Source organism: uncultured Tateyamaria sp. (genome assembly GCF_947503465.1).
Taxonomy (GTDB): domain Bacteria; phylum Pseudomonadota; class Alphaproteobacteria; order Rhodobacterales; family Rhodobacteraceae; genus Tateyamaria.
The window spans coordinates 506,036-524,276 of sequence record NZ_CANNDN010000001.1 but is presented as its reverse complement, the minus strand read 5'-3'; the positions used below and the strand labels follow the sequence as shown (position 1 = coordinate 524,276).

22 protein-coding genes are annotated in these 18,241 nt (G+C 60.5%); 13 read left to right on the top strand and 9 right to left on the bottom strand.

The genetic code is table 11. From position 1 onward, the window contains the following. The first annotated feature begins 111 nt into the window (after positions 1-111). A complete protein-coding gene (locus tag Q0844_RS02680) occupies positions 112-1,116 on the top strand; it encodes a GlxA family transcriptional regulator (RefSeq protein ID WP_299041821.1) in 1,005 nt (334 codons plus the stop codon). Between the two features lie 390 nt (positions 1,117-1,506). On the opposite strand, the gene Q0844_RS02675 is transcribed toward Q0844_RS02680, so the two are convergent. Then, a complete protein-coding gene (locus Q0844_RS02675) occupies positions 1,507-2,232 on the bottom strand; it encodes an RlmE family RNA methyltransferase (RefSeq protein ID WP_299041818.1) in 726 nt (241 codons plus the stop codon). A 179-nt stretch (positions 2,233-2,411) separates the two neighbouring features. On the opposite strand from Q0844_RS02675, the gene Q0844_RS02670 reads away from it, so the two are divergent. After that, positions 2,412-2,819, top strand: coding sequence for a DUF6326 family protein (locus tag Q0844_RS02670; RefSeq protein WP_299041817.1), 408 nt, complete (start codon positions 2,412-2,414; stop codon positions 2,817-2,819). Here the strand turns inward: Q0844_RS02670 and Q0844_RS02665 are convergent. Together Q0844_RS02665 and Q0844_RS02660 are read right to left on the bottom strand one after the other, a co-directional pair. After that, positions 2,807-3,931 (bottom strand): Ppx/GppA phosphatase family protein, encoded by a 1,125-nt coding sequence (locus Q0844_RS02665; RefSeq protein ID WP_299041815.1) that lies wholly within the window; start codon positions 3,929-3,931, stop codon positions 2,807-2,809. The two genes, Q0844_RS02670 and Q0844_RS02665, sit on opposite strands and share 13 nt — an antisense overlap. Positions 3,932-3,999: 68 nt before the next feature. Continuing rightward, positions 4,000-4,677, bottom strand: coding sequence for a sulfotransferase family 2 domain-containing protein (locus Q0844_RS02660; protein WP_299041813.1), 678 nt, complete (start codon positions 4,675-4,677; stop codon positions 4,000-4,002). A 207-nt stretch (positions 4,678-4,884) separates the two neighbouring features. On the opposite strand from Q0844_RS02660, the gene Q0844_RS02655 reads away from it, so the two are divergent. Continuing rightward, the gene (locus Q0844_RS02655; protein ID WP_299041811.1) at positions 4,885-5,181 is read left to right on the top strand and encodes a virulence factor; all 297 of its coding nucleotides are present in this window, start codon (positions 4,885-4,887) and stop codon (positions 5,179-5,181) included. A gap of 28 nt (positions 5,182-5,209) precedes the next feature. Beyond that, a complete protein-coding gene (locus Q0844_RS02650; RefSeq protein WP_299041809.1) occupies positions 5,210-6,133 on the top strand; it encodes a methylenetetrahydrofolate reductase in 924 nt (307 codons plus the stop codon). 33 nt (positions 6,134-6,166) lie between these two features. Here Q0844_RS02650 and Q0844_RS02645 read toward each other — a convergent pair whose 3' ends face one another. Continuing rightward, a complete protein-coding gene (locus tag Q0844_RS02645; protein WP_299041807.1) occupies positions 6,167-6,325 on the bottom strand; it encodes a hypothetical protein in 159 nt (52 codons plus the stop codon). Between the two features lie 172 nt (positions 6,326-6,497). Here Q0844_RS02645 and Q0844_RS02640 point away from each other — a divergent pair, with 172 nt between their 5' ends. From Q0844_RS02640 to Q0844_RS02600, 9 genes are all read left to right on the top strand, one after another. Continuing rightward, positions 6,498-8,288: a helix-turn-helix transcriptional regulator gene (locus Q0844_RS02640; RefSeq protein ID WP_299041804.1), complete on the top strand. Its 1,791-nt coding sequence runs from the start codon at positions 6,498-6,500 to the stop codon at positions 8,286-8,288. Positions 8,289-8,402: 114 nt separating this feature from the next. Beyond that, positions 8,403-9,485, top strand: coding sequence for a methyltetrahydrofolate cobalamin methyltransferase (locus Q0844_RS02635; protein ID WP_299041801.1), 1,083 nt, complete (start codon positions 8,403-8,405; stop codon positions 9,483-9,485). Between the two features lie 190 nt (positions 9,486-9,675). Next, a complete protein-coding gene (locus Q0844_RS02630; RefSeq protein ID WP_299041799.1) occupies positions 9,676-9,951 on the top strand; it encodes an STAS domain-containing protein in 276 nt (91 codons plus the stop codon). Further along, positions 9,951-10,316, top strand: a complete 366-nt coding sequence (locus Q0844_RS02625) for a response regulator (protein ID WP_299041796.1) — start codon at positions 9,951-9,953, stop codon at positions 10,314-10,316. The genes Q0844_RS02630 and Q0844_RS02625 overlap by 1 nt, the downstream gene beginning before the upstream one ends. An 8-nt stretch (positions 10,317-10,324) precedes the next feature. Next, a complete protein-coding gene (locus Q0844_RS02620; protein ID WP_299041792.1) occupies positions 10,325-12,388 on the top strand; it encodes a chemotaxis protein CheA in 2,064 nt (687 codons plus the stop codon). Position 12,389: 1 nt separating this feature from the next. Then, positions 12,390-12,848 carry a chemotaxis protein CheW gene (locus Q0844_RS02615; RefSeq protein ID WP_299041790.1) on the top strand — a complete coding sequence of 153 codons (459 nt, stop codon included), beginning with the start codon at positions 12,390-12,392 and terminating at the stop codon, positions 12,846-12,848. Next, complete coding sequence (locus Q0844_RS02610) at positions 12,848-13,696, top strand: protein-glutamate O-methyltransferase (protein WP_299041789.1); 849 nt, start codon at positions 12,848-12,850, stop codon at positions 13,694-13,696. The genes Q0844_RS02615 and Q0844_RS02610 overlap by 1 nt, the downstream gene beginning before the upstream one ends. A gap of 12 nt (positions 13,697-13,708) precedes the next feature. Then, on the top strand, positions 13,709-14,095 hold the full coding sequence (locus Q0844_RS02605; RefSeq protein WP_299041787.1) for a response regulator: 387 nt from the start codon (positions 13,709-13,711) through the stop codon (positions 14,093-14,095). Then, complete coding sequence (locus tag Q0844_RS02600; RefSeq protein ID WP_299041786.1) at positions 14,095-14,439, top strand: hypothetical protein; 345 nt, start codon at positions 14,095-14,097, stop codon at positions 14,437-14,439. Before Q0844_RS02605 ends, Q0844_RS02600 begins: the two co-directional genes overlap by 1 nt. 11 nt (positions 14,440-14,450) lie before the next feature. Here Q0844_RS02600 and Q0844_RS02595 read toward each other — a convergent pair whose 3' ends face one another. The 5 genes from Q0844_RS02595 to Q0844_RS02575 form a co-directional block, all read right to left on the bottom strand. Then, complete coding sequence (locus tag Q0844_RS02595) at positions 14,451-14,963, bottom strand: chemotaxis protein CheD (RefSeq protein WP_299041784.1); 513 nt, start codon at positions 14,961-14,963, stop codon at positions 14,451-14,453. Continuing rightward, positions 14,960-15,940, bottom strand: coding sequence for a chemotaxis protein CheB (locus Q0844_RS02590; RefSeq protein WP_299041783.1), 981 nt, complete (start codon positions 15,938-15,940; stop codon positions 14,960-14,962). The genes Q0844_RS02595 and Q0844_RS02590 overlap by 4 nt, the downstream gene beginning before the upstream one ends. A gap of 215 nt (positions 15,941-16,155) precedes the next feature. Then, positions 16,156-16,710: a sulfopyruvate decarboxylase subunit beta gene (gene comE, locus Q0844_RS02585; protein WP_299041782.1), complete on the bottom strand. Its 555-nt coding sequence runs from the start codon at positions 16,708-16,710 to the stop codon at positions 16,156-16,158. Further along, on the bottom strand, positions 16,707-17,213 hold the full coding sequence (gene comD / locus Q0844_RS02580) for a sulfopyruvate decarboxylase subunit alpha (protein ID WP_299041780.1): 507 nt from the start codon (positions 17,211-17,213) through the stop codon (positions 16,707-16,709). The genes comE and comD overlap by 4 nt, the downstream gene beginning before the upstream one ends. A 20-nt stretch (positions 17,214-17,233) precedes the next feature. Beyond that, positions 17,234-18,208 (bottom strand): alcohol dehydrogenase catalytic domain-containing protein, encoded by a 975-nt coding sequence (locus Q0844_RS02575; RefSeq protein ID WP_299041778.1) that lies wholly within the window; start codon positions 18,206-18,208, stop codon positions 17,234-17,236. Between the last annotated feature and the right edge of the window lie 33 nt (positions 18,209-18,241).

Sequence of the window (18,241 nt, the reverse complement as noted above, 5' to 3'; positions counted from 1 at the left end):
GGACGCCATATCACAAATGCGAAGTCTTGACGTCGCGTTTGCACCGTGATCAGGCTGGCAAAACCGCCCGGGCCGCACCCGCCCGGCAACAAGATCAGGACCCCTGCCGCGATGTCGATTTCTCGTTCGGTCACCGAGACCCGCCAAGAGGTCGACAAGCCAAAGCGCTTCGTGTTTGTCCTGCTCGACAATTTTACACTGCTTTGCTTTTCTGCGGCCCTTGAAAGCCTGCGCATCGCCAACCGCATGGCGGGGCGTGACCTTTATGCCTGGAAGATCGTCGGCGAAGGCGGCGACGCGGCCTATTGCTCGGCCGGGACGGGCTTCAAGCTGGATGGCGATCTGGATGAATTGAGCCGTGATGACGTGGTCATGGTGTGTGGCGGCATAGATGTGCAGGTCGCAACCACCAAACGCCTGCTGGGCTGGCTGCGCCGCGAGGCCCGCAAGGGTGTCCCTGTGGCTGGTCTGTGCACAGCCGCCTACACGCTGGCAAAGGCCGGGTTGCTTGATGGCAAGAAGGCGACCATTCACTGGGAAAACCAGGACAGCTTTGCAGAAGAGTTTCAGGAGGTCGAACTGACCAAATCGGTCTTTGTTGTGGACGAAAAGCGTCTGACGACGGCCGGTGGCACATCTTCCATCGATCTGATGCTGAAGCTGATCGCCGATGATCATGGCGAGGAACTGGCGAATTCCGTTGCGGATCAGCTGATCTATTCCTCGATCCGCACCGATCAGGACACCCAGCGCCTGTCGGTGCCCACGCGCATCGGTGTGCGTCACCCAAAACTGAGCCAGGTCATCCAGATCATGGAACAGAACATCGAAGAGCCGATCAGCCCGTCCATTCTGGCCAAGGACGTGGCCATGTCGACGCGTCAGTTGGAACGGCTTTTCCGCCGCTATCTGAACCGCAGTCCCAAGCGGTACTACATGGAATTGCGCCTGCAAAAAGCGCGCAACCTCTTGATGCAGACGGATATGAGTGTGATCAACGTGGCGCTGGCCTGCGGCTTTGCCTCGCCCTCGCATTTCTCGAAATGTTACCGCGCGCATTACGACACGACCCCGTACCGCGAACGCGGCACGCATGCGGCACGCCTGTCCATCTGAGCGCCATACGGTTGCCGCACTCTGTCCATAGCGGTGCCGCAAGGGGCCGGTATACCCGATCCCCATGTCTCTGTTTGCATCACAAATGCCCAAACACATGCGGCTGTTCGAATTGATCCGTCAGGAGCGAGTGGCGCAGGATGTTCCTTCTGCCGATGCCGAGGGCCTTGGGGACATCGATTCTTTGCGATTGGTCCGGCAGCGGGCGCTTTGGTCTTTTCGGCGGCCCACCTGATACCCCCCCGCGCGAATGACATGTCCAAATCAGCGCCGAACCATCAGTGACGTCGTCGTGACGGAAAGCTGCGACGCGCCGACAGTTCTGTGCCGTTGCGCGTTGATCTGGATCAGGTCAAGACAGTGGCGCTGCGATCCTTTGATCGGGGCGGTCTAGTCAACGCTGCCGCGGAACCCGGTTGCAACTACAAACTTTTCCGAACTGTCCGCACGGGATGCAGGCGGCTTGATGTTGGCGACCTTGGCAAAGCGCTGTTTCAACAGCTGTTGCAAGCTGCCCTCTGCCCCGCCTGCCAGCACCTTGGCGACGAATGTGCCGCCGTCGTCCAGCACATCAAAGGCGAAATAGGCGGCCGCCTCGCACAGGGCGATGATGCGCAGGTGGTCCGTTTGCTTGTGGCCCGAGGAGGAGGCGGCCATGTCGGACATGACCACATCAGCCTTGCCCCCCAACAGGTCCTTGACCCTCAGGTCGGCGTCATCTTCCATGAAATCGAGCTGATGCAGGTCGCACCCGGCAATCGGCTCCATCTCTTGCAGGTCGATGCCCAGGATGGTGCCGACAGCCTTGCCTGACTTCTCTCCCAGCGCGTTCACACGTTTCACGGCAACCTGACACCAGCCACCGGGGGCGGCGCCAAGGTCCACGATACGCGCACCGGGCACGAGAAAGCGGTACTTGTCGTCCAGTTCCATGATCTTGAAGGCGGCGCGCCCGCGATACCCTTCGGCCTGCGCCCGCTTGACGTAGGGATCATTCAACTGCCGCTGTAACCAGCGTGTCGAGGACAGCTTGCGCCCGCGCGCCGTCTTGACCTTGACCTTCAGGTCGCGCTGGCCGCGTCCGGACGTGTTTTTTCCACTGGGGGTCTTGGCCACGATGGCACCTTCCGATTTGGTCCTGCGCCTGCGCGCCCGGCGGTCTTTAACAGAGACGTCCGATATAGGTCCATCCATACAGATTTGCATGGCCCGCCTGCCAATTTCGTCAATGGGCAAGCACGCCCCCACTTCGTAGATCGCCCTTCGATACCCACAACCCGGAAGGTGCCTGTCCCATGGCAACCAAATTTTCCCCCATGCCCGTCCCCGAACAGATGTCGTCGGCTTGGCTTTTCTTTCTGCTGACAACGGTGTTTCGCGACATCCACGCCTTCGTGCGCCCCGGCTTTGTCGATCAGGTGCTTGGCGGTGTTGTGAACGGGTTTGTCGTCACCGACCAGTTGCTGCTGATCGGTGGTCTGGTTGTGACGTTGCCCATCGCCCTGATCTGGTTGTCCAGGGTGCTGCCCAAGCAGATCAACCGCTGGGCCAATGGGCTGGTCGCGCTTATGAACCTCGGTTTCGTGCTGAACACGCCGCATACCGCATTGGACGAGAGATATTTTGCCGTGCTTCACGTGTTGGCGCTTGTGTTCATCATTTGGACCGCGGTCCGCTGGCAAACCGTGCCTCAGACCAGTTGATCATCCAGGACGCCATCCGCGCTCATCTGAGCATACAGCAACCCTTCGCGCAGCCCACGGTCCGCCACGGACAGGCGATCCGTGGGCCAGCAGCGCATCAACGCCTGCAAGATCGCCGCCCCCGACATGATCAGCGCGTGCCTGTCCGACCCGATGCGCGGGTCGGCACGCCGTCCGCCCGGCCCCATCGCCAGGTAAGAGCGGATGACCCTGTCAATCTGGTCCGATGTCATGCGCAAGCCATCCACCTTGGTGCGATCATAGCGTTTGAGCCCCAGATGAGACGCCGCCACCGTCGTCACGGTCCCGGACGTGCCGATGATCTGAAAGCGCTCGGTCGGCTCCGTCGCATGGTAGGGTGAAAAACCGTCCAGGTTCTCCTCGAAAAACCAGCTCATGAGCGCAAAGCGGGCGGCATCGTCTTCGACGTCGTTGAATTGTTCGCGCAGGGTCGCGACCCCCAAGGGCACGCTGATCCAGTCCACCACACGCGCCTCCGGAATCTCCGAAGCGGCCTGCGTGAACCCCGAATGCAACCGCATGATGGCTTGGGGACGATCCTCGCGCGGGACCTTTGCCAGATCGATCCACACCAGCTCGGTTGACCCGCCGCCAATATCGACCACCAACAGGTTTTCAGTTTTCGGGCTGACGAGGGGCGCACAGGATACGACGGCCAGGCGCGCTTCCTCCTCCGGTGCGATGATGTCCAGTTGCAGCCCGGTTTCGCGGTGCACGCGTTTGACAAACTCGCGGGCATTGAGGGCGCGGCGGCAGGCTTCGGTTGCCACCAAGCGCATGCGCTTGACCTTGTGGCGCTTCAGCTTTTGCTGGCAGATGCGCATCGCTTGTACCGTGCGGCTCATGGAACCGCGCGACAGCTTGCCCGATTTTTCAAGCCCAAGGCCCAGCTGTACGGATTTCGAGAAGCTGTCCACGACGTGAAATCCCGCGCCTCGCGGCTCGGCAATCAACATGCGACAACTGTTCGTACCCAGATCAAGCGCGGCATACAGCTCGGGCGATCCTGGGGCACGCGGCGCGGGCTTGGCCCCATGCGTGGGGCCACTTGTCTGTGTCGCGCCCGCACCTTGGGGACGCTGTGGCGCCATCTTCTGCGCCTTTCATAACGGGTTGGCTTGACGATATGTCCTGTGCGACCGGTGCGCAAGTGGCTTGATCAGGCCACCGCATGCATCCGGGGCTTATCAAACGGATTGTCGAAATAGTCTGAAAGATGATCGTATTGGTCGACCAGAAAGTGTTCGAGCGCACGCTGTGTTTCCGGCGCAAGGTCGGCCAGGTGCAGGCGCCGATCGCTCGAGTTGAAATGCGGAATCTCGACGGGCGCCCCCACGCGGTCTGTCAGCGTTTCGGCCAGATCACCCATCTCGCTCGTGCGGAACACGCGATCATAAAGGGTGAAGTCATGTCCGGTGAACAGCCAGGTGGGCAAACTGTGATGCTTGATATCGGACGACGCCAGAATGTACGCGGGCAGGTTCTGAAAGAAGTAGTCGGGGTCAGGCTGTTTTGGAAGATGCACCATGCCGCGCCGGATATTGCGACAGTTACTGAGAATGTTCAGCGTCTCGACCCGGTTCGTGTACACAGCCAGCAGGCGCTTGAGCGGATCGCGCACGACGGTAAAGCGGAAATGGTCTTCGTACAGGGCCCAGCGGTGCGGGCGAAAGCGCATCGTCGGGTACAGCCCGTGCACTTCGAACTCGTCCAGATCATCTGCATGTGATTTTGGTTGATTGGGGTCCAGAACCGCCAATGCCGCCTTTACGGAAGTGCATGCTGCCTTTGGCACAGCCATATAGGCCAGCCGATGAGGTTCGACCCGAATAACCATGTTTTCCTGCCCGACATTCTTGTCTTGTTGTGCCCATCTTAATCAAGGTTAACGCGGTCCGAACACAAAAACGGGCGAAAGTCCGCGCCTGTTGCAAAACTGAGTCACGTATCGGCGCGTCGCAACCGCAATGTCCTGTGTCGAAAACAAGCCGCAGCGCCCTTACTTGGTCGCGTATTGAGGGCGAACGAACCGTGGAGGAATCACATGCCTGACGTCACCATCGTCTATTGGCGCGACATCCCGGCCCAGGTCATTGTCGGCAAGGGACGGCGTGGGTCCAAACGCCAGTTGGAAGAGCGGTTCGAGCAGGCCATTGATCGCGCCGCCATGAAGGTCAATGCCAAGGATGCCGACGCCTATCTGGCGGAGTGGCGCAAGGCGGACCCCTACCCGGTTGACGGTGATCCGGCCGAGGTGGCCGAGGCGGAAGCCGTGCGGCTTGAGACAGAATACGACCAGGCGCGTATCAAGGCACTGATCGACAACGAAGGGTGGGCCTGACGGCCCCGGCATTTGGGAGGTGCCCGCGATGGCATTGCTGAACTTCAAACGTGACGTTGGCCCGGTGGCCGGCTCCCTGTCGCCCGACGTCGAGGCGTTCCTGCAAGGCTATTCCATCGAGGTGATGCCCCGCACCGCCCAGAAGGTTGACGATTTTCGCGCCCTTCTGCCCGCGGGCACCCGCGTCTACATCGCCCATATCGAAGGCACCCCGATCGAGGACATGGTGGCCACGGCCAAGCGTCTGGCGGCAGAGGGCTTTCCGGTCATGCCGCACTTTCCCGCGCGCATTATCAAGGATCAGGCGACGCTTGAGGATTGGATTGCCCGATATCAGGGCGAAGCGGGCGTGGATCAGGCCCTGCTTCTGGCCGGTGGTGTGGACAAGCCCCATGGCGATTTTCATAGCTCGATGCAGATGATGGAAAGCGGTGCGTTCGACCGCGCGGGCTTCAAGCGGCTGCACGTGGCGGGGCATCCGGAAGGCAACCAGGACATTGACCCGTCGGGTGGCATGAAGAACGTCGATGAAGCGCTTCAATGGAAACAAAAATTCTCGGAGCGCACTGATGCACAGATGGCCCTGGCCACCCAGTTCGCGTTCGAGGCTGGCCCGATCATCACGTGGGCCGACAGCTTGAAGGCGGCGGGCATCGACCTGCCCATCCATATCGGCATAGCGGGCCCGGCCAAGCTGCAAACCATGATCAAGTTCGCGATTGCCTGCGGTGTGGGTCCGTCCCTGCGCGTGCTGCAACGCCGCGCCAAGGACGTCACCAAACTGCTGCTGCCGTTCGAGCCGACGGAGGTGATTTCCGAGCTCGCCGCCCACAAGGCCGCAAACCCCGATTTCAACATCGCACAAGTGCATTTCTTCCCCCTTGGCGGGATCAAGACAAACGCGACCTGGGCGATTGAAAACGGCGGGAACGCTGCCATCCCCGCCGGCTAAAATTGTAAGGCGGGTTTCACCCCGCCCACCCACTCAATGCTGTTGTACCGTCAACGCGACATAGATCGCCGTTGCCCCTTGGGCCACGACATCCTTGTCCACCAGGCCCAGACACCCGGCCCCGTATATGGCCGCCAATCCCGCATAGGCGGTCCGGTGGCACCAGAGGGCATTTGCCGTCCGTCTCATCATCTTCTTCATGCGCTCAAACACTGTGGATACTCCCACTTGCAGTTGAGCAAGGGCCCTTGCTACGCTCCGTTGGAACGTATGGCTAAGGTGCGGCGTCGGGGCTGTTTTTGCGATCCGGCAAGGGTTTGAGCCGAGGTTAGATTGAGTTTTCAGAAAGTTAGAAAGAGTTAGAGTGCCAAGCCCTTACCCAGACACATTTGGCGCTGCATTCGGGCGTATGGTCAAACGCAAGCGGGCGGCGGCGAAGCTGACGCAGGGACAATTGGCCTGCGCGCTGTACCCGAACTTGGCCGAGGAAGAGGCGGAGAAGCGCAAAGGCGATATCTCTAAACTCGAAAACGGTCGCACGCACAACCCAACCACCCAGACCATCCAGCGTATCGCTGACGCTGTCGGGATAAGTGGCGGCGAGATCGACGCACTGCACCGCCGCGTGCAAATGAGCGCAAGTGAACAGCTGGACCACATCCCGGTGCTGGACCGCGACGCGCTCGAACTGCTCGCCAGCCGCTTTGACATCCCGCAGCCCCACGCGATGACCGATGCGGCACTGCAACAGGAACTGACCAAACGCGCCGAAGACTACCGCCGCTACAAGGCAGAGGTGGACGGGATCGATGAACGCTATCGCAGCCTGTCGAACCTCAAAGCCGCAGCGCAGGACGCAATCAACCGCATTGATTTGCCCGAAGTGGACCGATTGCTGGAATTGGTTCACGAAACTGAACTGGAGGAAGCGGCAAGAACGGCAGAACTGCGCGCGGACAATGCATTGCTACGCGGGGACCCTGTCCGCGCCGCTGCAATCCTGTCCAGCGCCGCCGACAGCTTTGGGGCGATTGATGTTGCGGAACCGGGCAAACGCAAATGGCAGATGGCGATTAAACTACAGGAACATGGGATCAGATACGGTGGTCAGGGTCTGATCCTGTGTAACGAGATGTGCATGTCTGCTTTGGCGGTGTTGAACGAAAAGGATAACCCAAGAGACGTCTGGGCTACCCATACTGTAAGGGCGAATGCACTGGAGAACCAAGGCACCCGCACACAAGGGCCGGAGGGCACTGCTCTTTTAGCCGAGGCTGTGGACAGCCACCGCGCCGCCTTGCGCGTGCGCACCGAGGCGGATCATCCGGTGGACTGGGCGATGACCATGCAGAACCTCGCCAATGCGCTGCGAACCCAAGGCACCCGCACCCAAGGGCCGGAGGGGGCCGCGCTGCTGGCCGAGGCGGTGGACAGCTACCGCGCCGCCTTGCGCGTGTTCACCGAGGTGGATCATTCGGTATATTGGGGCGGAACCATGCAGAACCTCGGCAATGCGCTTGCAAACCAAGGCACCCGCACCCAATGGCCGGAGGGGGCCACTCTACTGGGCGAAGCGGTGGGGAGCTTCCGCGCCGCCTTGCGCGTGCGCACCGAGGCGGAGCATCCGGTGCAATGGGCCATGACCATGCAGAACCTTGGTAATGCGCTGAAAGAGCAAGGCACCCGCACCCAAGGGCCAGAGGGGGCGGCTCTACTTGGCGAGGCGGTGGACAGCTACCGCGCCGCATTGCGCGTGTTCACCGAGGCGGAGCATCCGGTGTACTGGGCCATGACCATGCAGAACCTCGCCATTGCGCTGCAAAAGCAAGGCACCCGCACCTCAGGGCCTGAGGGGGCCGCCCTGCTGGGTGAGGCGGTGGACAGCTACCGCGCCGCCTTGCGCGTGCGTACCGAGGCGGAGCATCCGGTGGACTGGGCCATAACGCAGGAAAACATGGCACTCGCAGAAATGGCGCGCGCGGAACATGACACCACCGCAGATCCGCGCCCGCATCTGGAGGCGGCGTTGTTTCATGTCGAAAACGCTTTGCGCATCTACGATCCCGAACACATGTCCTACGACCACGGCACCGCAACAGCACTCCGCAACCGCATCCAAGCCGCCCTCGACGCCCTGCCCTCATCATCTTCATGAGCCGAATTCCGGGTGACGTCGCCCGCGCGCCCGCCTATGTCGTTTGCAATCCGCCCTGTCCGCCTGTGCGCGCGTAGGGTCTCGCAAAACCTCGCCTAGGGAGCGCCCAGACACATGACCCGCACCGTCGTTGAATCCAAAACCAAGACCGCGATTATCGGCTTTGACCAACCCTTTTGCGTCATCGGCGAACGGATCAATCCCACCGGCCGCAAGGTCCTGAACGAGGAACTGGAGCGCGGCGATTTCAGCCGGGTCGAGGCCGACGCCATTGCACAAGTGGCCGCTGGCGCCACAATCCTCGACATCAACTCGGGCGCCGTGTTTTCCAACAAGATGGCCGAAGACCCGCGTTATGCCGACAACAACTTTGTCGAACCCACGCTGATGCGCGAACTGGTCGAACGGGTACAGGCCGTTACCGATTGCCCGCTCTGCATCGACAGTTCCGTCCCTGGCGCGCTTGAGAACGGTCTGGCTGCCGCCGAAGGACGCCCCCTGCTGAATTCGGTCACGGGCGAGGAAGAGCGGCTGGACCTGGTCCTGCCGCTGGTCAAGAAATACAACGTGCCGGTCGTGGCGATCTCCAACGACGACACCGGGATTTCCGAAGACCCCGATGTGCGCTTTGCCGTCGCCAAGAAGATCGTGGAACGCGCCGCTGATTTCGGCATTCCCGCCCATGACATTGTGGTCGACCCCCTTGTGATGCCCATCGGTGCGATGGGCACGGCGGGCTTGCAGGTTTTCACCCTTGTCCGCCGTCTGCGCGAGGAATTGGGCGTGAACACGACCTGCGGGGCCTCCAACATCTCGTTTGGGCTGCCCAACCGGCACGGCATCAACAACGCGTTCCTGCCCATGGCGATGGGCGCAGGCATGACATCCGCCATCATGAACCCCGTCGCCCTGCCCGTCGGCCCCACAAAGATCGCCGAAAAACGGGCCGAGGTCGAAGCGGCAGGGATCACCCTTCCAGACGGCATGGATGACGAGGCCTTTGTTCACCTGTTTGGGATGGGGTCGACCAAGCCGCGCGCAGGCAAGGAAATGGAAGCCATCCGGGCCGCCAACTTCCTGACCAACAACGACGAAGGCGGGGGCGCGTGGATCAAGTTCAACCGGGTCGCCCCCAAGGCGGGCGAAGAAAGCCGCGGCCGCGGTGGTCGGGCCGGCGGGCGCCGCCGCCGAGGCTGAACCAACTGATAATCTTGTTCAAAAGGCCGTCCAGCATCTGACCGGGCGGCCTTTTCCGTTTGCGACATGACCGAAACAGGCAGGTATTCGGTAACGCGGTTTTAACAGACCGTCCGCTAGATGATCCGCATTGCCGTGATCTGGAGGGCCGGAATGAGTTGCCGATCATACACAATGCGCCGTGTGCGCAATGCTTGATGCGATCCCCCTGCCCGCGCGGCTGGACGCCGCGACCGCGCCCAAACTGGCGGCGGTGCTCTGCAATCATGTCGACTCCCGTGATCTTGATCTGGATGCGCGTCACACGACCCATGTGGGCGCGATGGGCGTTCAAGTGCTGCTGAGCGCGCAGCACACCGCGCACGCCAAGGGCCGACGGTTCCGCCTTTTGAACCTGCAAGAGCGCGCCCGTGACCACATACGCCTGATGGGGCTGTCCGAATTGATGATGCTGGAGGATGAGTGATGAGCCTGGAAGTACTAGCCGTTGATGACAGCCGAACGATGCGAGACATGATCCGTCTGGCGCTCGAGCCGGTCGGCTTCACCGTGCATACCGCAGATGACGGCGTGCATGGGACCGAAGTGCTGGAGGGTATCAATCCGGACGTCATCATCACCGACATCAACATGCCGCGCATGGACGGGTTCGGCTTTATCGACGCCGTGCGGGACCGTGGGCAGTACAAGACGACACCCATTCTTGTCCTCACGACGGAAGCCGCACCAGAAATGAAAATGCGGGCGCGCAGCGCGGGGGCGACGGGCTGGATCGTCAAACCGTTTGATCCGGCCAAGCTGGTCAAGGCGCTGCAAATGGTCGCCGGGTAGGGTTTCCGATGACCGCTCCGGATCCGATGGCAGAGATACGCGCCTCTTTCTTTGTGGAGTGCGAGGAACTGCTGGAAGCCCTGCAAGACGGTCTGCATGCGCTTGAAGAAGGGTCGCATGATGACGACACCATCCATGTCGTCTTCCGCGCCGTTCACTCGATCAAGGGGGGTGCGGGTGCGTTCGGCCTTGCTCCTTTGGTGCAGTTTTCGCATCGGTACGAGACTGTACTGGATGCCGTTCGAACCGACACACTCGTGGTGACGTCGGACGTGCTGAAACTGTTCTTTCGGGCGGCAGATCACCTGTCGGACATTGTGCGGGCATCGCGCGATGGCGCGTCGATCGCGGAAGGGTCCAGTGAAGGCCTTCTGGCAGACCTCGACGCGCTGGTGGACCGGGATGAAACGGGTGACCAGGATGACGCCATCGCCTTTGCGCCAATTGCGCTTGATCTCGACCTGAATGCGTTGGCGGAGGCCCCATGTACCGCAACCTTCGATATTTCATTCACGCCTGAACCGGACCTTTTCGACACCGGAAATGATGTCCCGCACATCCTTTCGGTCTTGGCAGAAATTGGCACGTTGGAAACAATCTGCGACACGGGTCGCCTGCCCGCACTGGATCAACTGGCCCCGGAGGCCGTCTATCTGAGTTGGTCACTGGCGTTGACCACGGATGTGGATGTGGCGGAAATCGAATCCGTTTTCGAGTTCGTGGAAGGTCTGTGCGAACTGACAATATCAAAACGGGATGTCGTACCCGCGGACATGCCGGTTGCGATGCCAGAGACCACAATAGAAACCCAAGGCCGCGCACCGGATGAAACCCCACCACCGAAACAGACCGCACCCGCGCCAAACAAATCCGTCGTACGGGTGGACATCGACCGCATTGAACGCCTGGTGAACCTGGTGGGGGAATTGGTAATCAATCAGGCCATGCTGGCCCAAAGCCTTCAGGGTGCCGGCCTGTCCCCCCACTCGGACGCGATGAACGGGTTGGAGGAATTCCAGCGCCTGACCCGTGACATTCAGGACAGCGTGATGATGATCCGTGCCCAGCCGGTGAAATCATTGTTTCAGCGCATGTCCCGCATCGTGCGCGAGGCATCGGCCTCTGTGTCCAAGAACGTGCGCCTTGTCACCGTGGGCGAAACGACGGAGGTGGACAAGACCGTCATTGAAAGGCTGGCCGATCCATTGACGCATATGATCCGCAATGCGGTCGATCATGGGCTTGAAACCACGGACATGCGGGTCGCACAAGGCAAACCGGCGCAAGGGCAAGTCCGATTGAGCGCGGCGCACCGGTCAGGCCGTGTGGTCCTTGAAATATCTGATGACGGTGCCGGTATTGACCGCCCCCGCGTGTTTCAGATCGCCGTGGAAAAGGGTCTTGTTCCAGCGGACGCATCCCTGACGGACACGGAAATCGACAATCTTCTTTTCATGCCCGGCTTTTCAACCGCATCCACGGTGTCGGATTTGTCCGGCCGCGGCGTCGGCATGGATGTTGTACGGACCGCCATTCAGGAATTGGGCGGCCGCATCAGCATCAGCTCGGAACCGGGCAAGGGCACATCATTCAACATATCCCTGCCGCTGACACTGGCCGTGCTGGACGGCATGGTCGTCGATGTCGCGGGGGAAACGCTTGTCCTGCCACTGAATTTTGTGACCGAAACACTGACATTGACCGATGCCACGGTCGAAACCATAAGGCCCGGCAGTACAATCGTGCGCAACCGCGACGGGTTTGTCCCGCTCTTCGACCTTGGCGGGGCTTTGGGGTATCGGCCTGAAGTCGAGGACTTCGTGGACCGCATCGCACTGCTCCTGACGCTTGAGGATGACACGCGCGTGGCCCTCATCGTGGATGAGATCCAGGATCAGCGGCAGGTTGTCATCAAGGGCCTGGATGACAGTTTTTATCGTGCCCCGGGTATTGCCGCGGCCACGATCCTGGGCGACGGGCAGATCGCCTTGATCCTCGATCCGGCCGACGTGGTGTCCAACATAACGAAATCACGCGTGCATGCGCTGTCCCGCCAGAAAATGGAGGCTTGAAATGAATGAGGCTGACCTCGCACACCCGATGGAGCTGTTGACGTTCAAACTGGGAGATCAGGAATACTCGCTCGACATCATGAGCGTACGCGAGATCCGCGGCTGGACCCGGGCGACGCCGATGCCGCTTGCGCCCAGTTTCATGCGGGGCGTGATCAACCTGCGTGGAACGGTATTGCCGGTAATGGACCTTGCAGAACGGTTGGGCCTGCCCAAATGCGGTCAAAGCAACCGCAACGTGATCATCGTGGTCAAACATGACGGCCACATGACCGGCCTTCTGGTTGATGCGGTGTCCGACATCGTGGCGCTGAATGTCGACGATATGCAGGACCCGCCCGACGCGACGCTTCAGGATGGTCCGAATGTCATCAAGTCGCTCACGCTGATCGACGATCGGATGATCCGGGTGCTTGATCTTGAACATATCGTCACCCACACGGAAAGTGATGCCGCCTGATGCGTCAGCCCCAGATGGACGACCGGCAATTCGACCGCATCGCCGCACTTGCCTACCGCGAAAGTGGCATTCGATTGGTGCGGGAGAAAAAGCTGATGGTGCAATCGCGACTGCGGCACCGCTTGCGTGAACTGAATCTGGACGCCTTCGCCGCCTACGCGGATCACGTGATCTCAGAGAACGGGGCGCAGGAACGTCGCTTCATGATTTCGGCGTTAACCACCAATGTGTCCCATTTCTTCCGCGAGGCGCAGCATTTCGACATTCTCAGCGATCGGTTGCTGCCAAGGTTTCGTGCCTGCATCGCGACTGGACAACGCATTCGGATCTGGTCTGCGGGATGCTCCAATGGGCAGGAACCCTACTCGATCGCCATGCACCTGTTGGCGCAGGACCCCTCACTTGTTGATGGGGATTTTCGCATTCTTGGCACCGACATCGATCCGCAGGTTATCGCGCATGCACGTCGCGGATCGTATTCCGCCCAACACCTGCGCGGTATTCCCCCTGAGATTCTGGACAAGTTCACAATCGGAACCGACCATGACGACGGCAGTCGCACGATGACCGATGAACTAAAGCGGATCGTGTCGTTTCATGAACTGAACCTCTTTTCCCAGTGGCCAATGCAATTTCCGTTCGATGCGATATTTTGCCGGAACGTCGTGATCTATTTTGATCAGGCCACGCAGGAACGGTTGTGGCCCAGATTCAACGCCGCGCTGACGCCAGAAGGGCTGTTTTTCCTTGGGCATTCCGAAAGGATTCTTGAGCCCGCGGATGATGGGTTCCAATCCGTGGGTCCCACCGCGTATTGCAAGCCAGCCCACGCACACTCTACCTCTTAACAGGAGACCAAAATGGCTCTGCGAGACCAAATTCGAATTATGGTTGTTGACGACATGTCGACCAGCCGTGGCCTGCTTGTGCAGGCGCTCGAAGCGTTGGGGGTCCGGCACATTTCCACGGCGGACAACGGATCCAGTGCGCTTACCCTACTGGCCAAAAGCCCGGTGCATCTGGTGATTTCCGACTATAATATGCCCAAGATGGATGGGTTGAAGCTGCTGCACGCCTTGCGCAGTGGCGGCAAGACCAAGGGGGTCGGGTTCATTCTCATCACCGGGCGCACCGAACAGCAAATCGTCGACTACGGCCGCAAACTCGGGATGAACAACTACCTCAAGAAGCCCTTTGAAGCGGCGCACTTGCGTCATTGCATCGAAACCGTCGTTGGACCCCTTTGATGATGAACGCCAGCCCGACAACCACCCAAGGCGCATTGCTGCGCATGTCCGGACTGCTGGCCGAAATCACGGATGACATGACGCATGTGGCACAGCTGGTGTCGGAACTCAGCACGCAGGATGCCGTGACGCTGTCTTCGGCGCAAATCACTGACCTGCAGACACTTGACCGCATTTGCCAATCCCTGCGCGACCTTGTTGTCATCACGGAATCCCTCGCCACCGCGCCGGGGGCCAGACCGGGACAGGCCGTGGATGTGCAATTGGCAACAACCCGTTCGATCCTTGCGCCCGAGCCTGGGCCAGATGACGACATCGTCACCGGATCAATCGAGCTTTTTTGACCTGGGTGGCGTCAGAACAGCTCAAGCCCATTGCCTGACGGAGCGGGCGCACCAACTTCGACATCCCGCACTGTAACATCCGTGACCTTTTGCATGGCACGCCCGCTGCCCGGCCAGAACCGCAGGTTGCGCGCCAGATTGCCGCCCAGCGACTGGGTGACCAGCGGGATACCTTCCTGGGCCAGGTATTGCACTGTAAAGGTCGCGTTCTGCGCGCCGATGTCGGAAAAGCCCGAAATCATCCGCGCCCCCCCAAACGCCTTTGCTTGCAGCCTGTTGCGCACCGCACCGAGTTTGATCAGGTCGTTGATCAATACTTCCATCGCATTGATGCCGGACAGGGTATGGGACGTGTCGTTGGCGCCGGACAGGGCCAGCAACATGTGGTTCATGCCGCCCACCCGATTGACGGGATCCCACAAGCAACAGGCCACACAGGACCCAAGCAGCGTAGAAATGACAACCTCGTCTGCCACACCGGTCGCGTGTTCACCCTGGGTGATATGGATGTTGTGCGGGGTCATTGTGCCAACCCGTCACCGATCAGCATGTGCACCATGCGCGCACCAATCAGATCGACATCACATTCGTCCTCCACCGCATCCATGGCAAGCGCCGCCGCCGGCATGCCGTAGACCGCACAACTGTTTTCGGATTGCGCCAGCGTGCGTGCACCATTACGGCGCAGCATCAACATGCCCCTGGCCCCGTCATTGCCAATTCCGGTCAGCATCATGGCGCCAACCTGCGCGCCCCAGGGCGCTGCCGACCCGAACAGCACATCGACCGACGGACAGAACAGGTCTTCGGATCCACGCCGGAAGGCTTGAACATGCCACGCTCCACTATGCCATGTCAGCGCCGTTTGGCTGTCGCGCGACGGGGCAATTCGGATATCCCCCGCCTCTAGCCGGTCATCAACTTCGGCAAAGGCAACACTCTGGGCAAGTTGACGGTCCAGCCGTTCGACAAAGCGGGCCAGAAAGGCATGCGGCATATGCTGTGCCACAACGATGGGCGGACCATTGACAGGAAACTGGGGCAGGATCTGTTCCAACGCCGTGACCCCACCGGTCGAGGCACCCATCAGGATGACCTTGTCGGTGTGACGTGCCATCCCCTTGCCTTCAACTGGCGCGCCATGTGCCACGCTCCAGATGTTGTCGCACAGGATCGCCAGCGCCTCGGGCGTGGGAATGGTCGGTTTGGCAAGGCATGCGGCGGCACCCAACGCGCGGGCACGCTTGGCCTCTGGTCCGTTCTTGCGCAACGAACCGGCCAGCATCACAACCGGCATCGGGCGCAAACGCATCAAGTGTGACAGAAATTCAAGCCCGTTCATCCCGGGCATTTCGACGTCGAGGGTCAGCACATCCGGGTTTGTCTGCTTGATGACTCTCCGCGCCTCATCGGCAGAGGCCGCCGTGCCGACCAGTTCGAGACGCGGATCGGCAGATATCATGCTGCCCAGCCACCGCCGCATGATTTGCGAATCGTCCACAACCACCACCCTGTACGGGCCCTGCGGCTGCGCCGGTTTCCGACGGGACGCCACGCCCCTACCCCGACACCTTCGCCGGGCACATGGCCTTCAAGGGAATATGCATATCTGTCCGTCCGTCCCGCGGTGTTGGCAACACAGCGCAGACTAACAGCGCACCCCTGAATCAGGGATTAATGCCGTCCCAAAGCCCATGTTCGGGACGGCATCAGGTTTCAGCTGCTGACCGCCGTCATAAAGCGGTCCTTGATCACCACTGGGTCCATCGTGATCACGGGCATCTTGGCGTTGCCACTGTCGCATTTCACAATCATTACCGTGCCAACCTGGGCATCGATGGCCTGTTGCAATGCCGCGCCCGTATCCACGTCCTGCACTTCGACCACGTTATCGCAGCCCGCCGCGCGCGCCATGCCCGCCAGATCGGTTTTGCGACCCGTATAGGTGGGTTGGTCCCCGGTTGACCCATACGATCCGTTGTCGATGATCATCAGGATAAAGTTCGGGGGCATGTTGTTGCCAATCGTGGGCAGCGTGCCAAGGTTCGTCAGAACAGACCCGTCCCCGTCGATCGAAATGACGGTCTTCGGCTGTGCCAGCGCCAGCCCAAGCCCGATCGAGGACGCAAGTCCCATCGTGCCCAGCATGTAGAAATTCGTGGGTTGATCGTCGATGGCATGCAGTTCCTGGCTGGGGATGCCGATGTTGCAGATGATAAGTTGATCACGCAGGATCGGTGCAATTTCCTTGAGGATTTCAGAACGGATCATTGGTCGCCATAGCCTCCCCAAAAGTTGGCGTCGGTCAGGATCGCCACGGGTTTCGAGCACATGAATGTGTATTTCAGGATCATATCCAGTTCCTCCACGTCCGCCTGTTTGTGAAAGTGGTAGGTGGGGATGTTCATTTGCGCCAGCAGCGCCTTGGTGTGCACCGCCATCTCGACCTGGCAGGCCACAGGTTCGCGCAATTCACCGCGGTAGCTGATCAGCATGGGTAGCGGCATCCGGTAATATTGGATCAGCGTGGCCAGCGTGTTGATCGTGACCCCGATGGCGGTGTTCTGCATGATGATGGCAGGCCGTTTGCCGCCCATCCATGCACCGGCACACAGGCCCATCCCTTCGTCTTCCTTGTTCGAGGGGATGTGAAAGATCTTGTCATGCTGGTCGATCTCTTCGATCACGCCAGCGAGCTGTTTGCACGGGACTGTCGTCACGAACGAGATATCGTTCGCCACCAGATCTTCCGTTATTTTCTTGTCGATGTTCATGGGATCAGCAGTCTCCGGGGTCAGGGGTGCAATATGATTTTCGGAGCGGCCACGCGACCTGCGCGCAAGTCGGCAAAGGCGCCCGCGCCGTCCGACAGGCTGCGCTTTTCGGTCCAGTCCAGCGGGCCCAGGCGGCCGTCAAAGATGGCGGCGCAGGTGTCGCGAAAGTCCTGCGGCGTGTAGGTGTATGTGCCGATGAAGGTGATTTCCTGCAACGTCATGCGCCGGATGTCGAGACCGCCGGCGTCTTCGCCCAAGCCGATATGGACGATAACGCCACCGGGTTCCGCAAGGGCCGACGCGGCCGCACGTGTGGCGGCATAGCCAACGGCATCGATCACCATGCCGTATTGACCTGTCCCCGCGGGGACACATACCTCATCGCATTGATTTTCAAGGAAATGACGTCTTGCATCATTTGGTTCTGCAATGGTGACGTCCGTCAGCCCCTGTGCTTTCAAGGCAAGGGATGCGGCCAAACCGATGGCGCCACCCCCCAGAACCAACGCGCTGCGTGTCCCGCCGGGATCAAGCGCGGCCAGGCCCAGGCGCACGGAATGCCAACTGACGGCCAATGGCTCTGCCAGTGCCGCTTTGTCCAAGGGCACGTGGTCCGGCACGGCAACAAGGTTTTGCGGACGCATCGCCACCATCTCGGCAAAGGCGCCTTCGCGTGGGGGCATCGAGATGATCATGCGTTCGGGGCACAGGTTGTCCCGGCCCGAACGGCACCATTGGCAGATGCCACAACTGACCAGCGGGTTGATTGTCACGCGGGTGCCGTCGCGGTCACCACCCACAATCACGCCTGCCGCCTCATGGCCAAGGATCAAGGGTGCGGGCCGGCGATCATCATGGCCCAGATAGGCGTGCATGTCAGACCCGCAAATACCCGATGACGCGATGCGGACCAGATCCTGATCCGCGTGTGCCACCGCGTCCGGCATATCGCGGAATGTCAGGGTTTCGACCCCGTCATAGACAAGCGCTTTCATCTCTTTGCTCCTCCCACCTGCCCCAAACTAGCA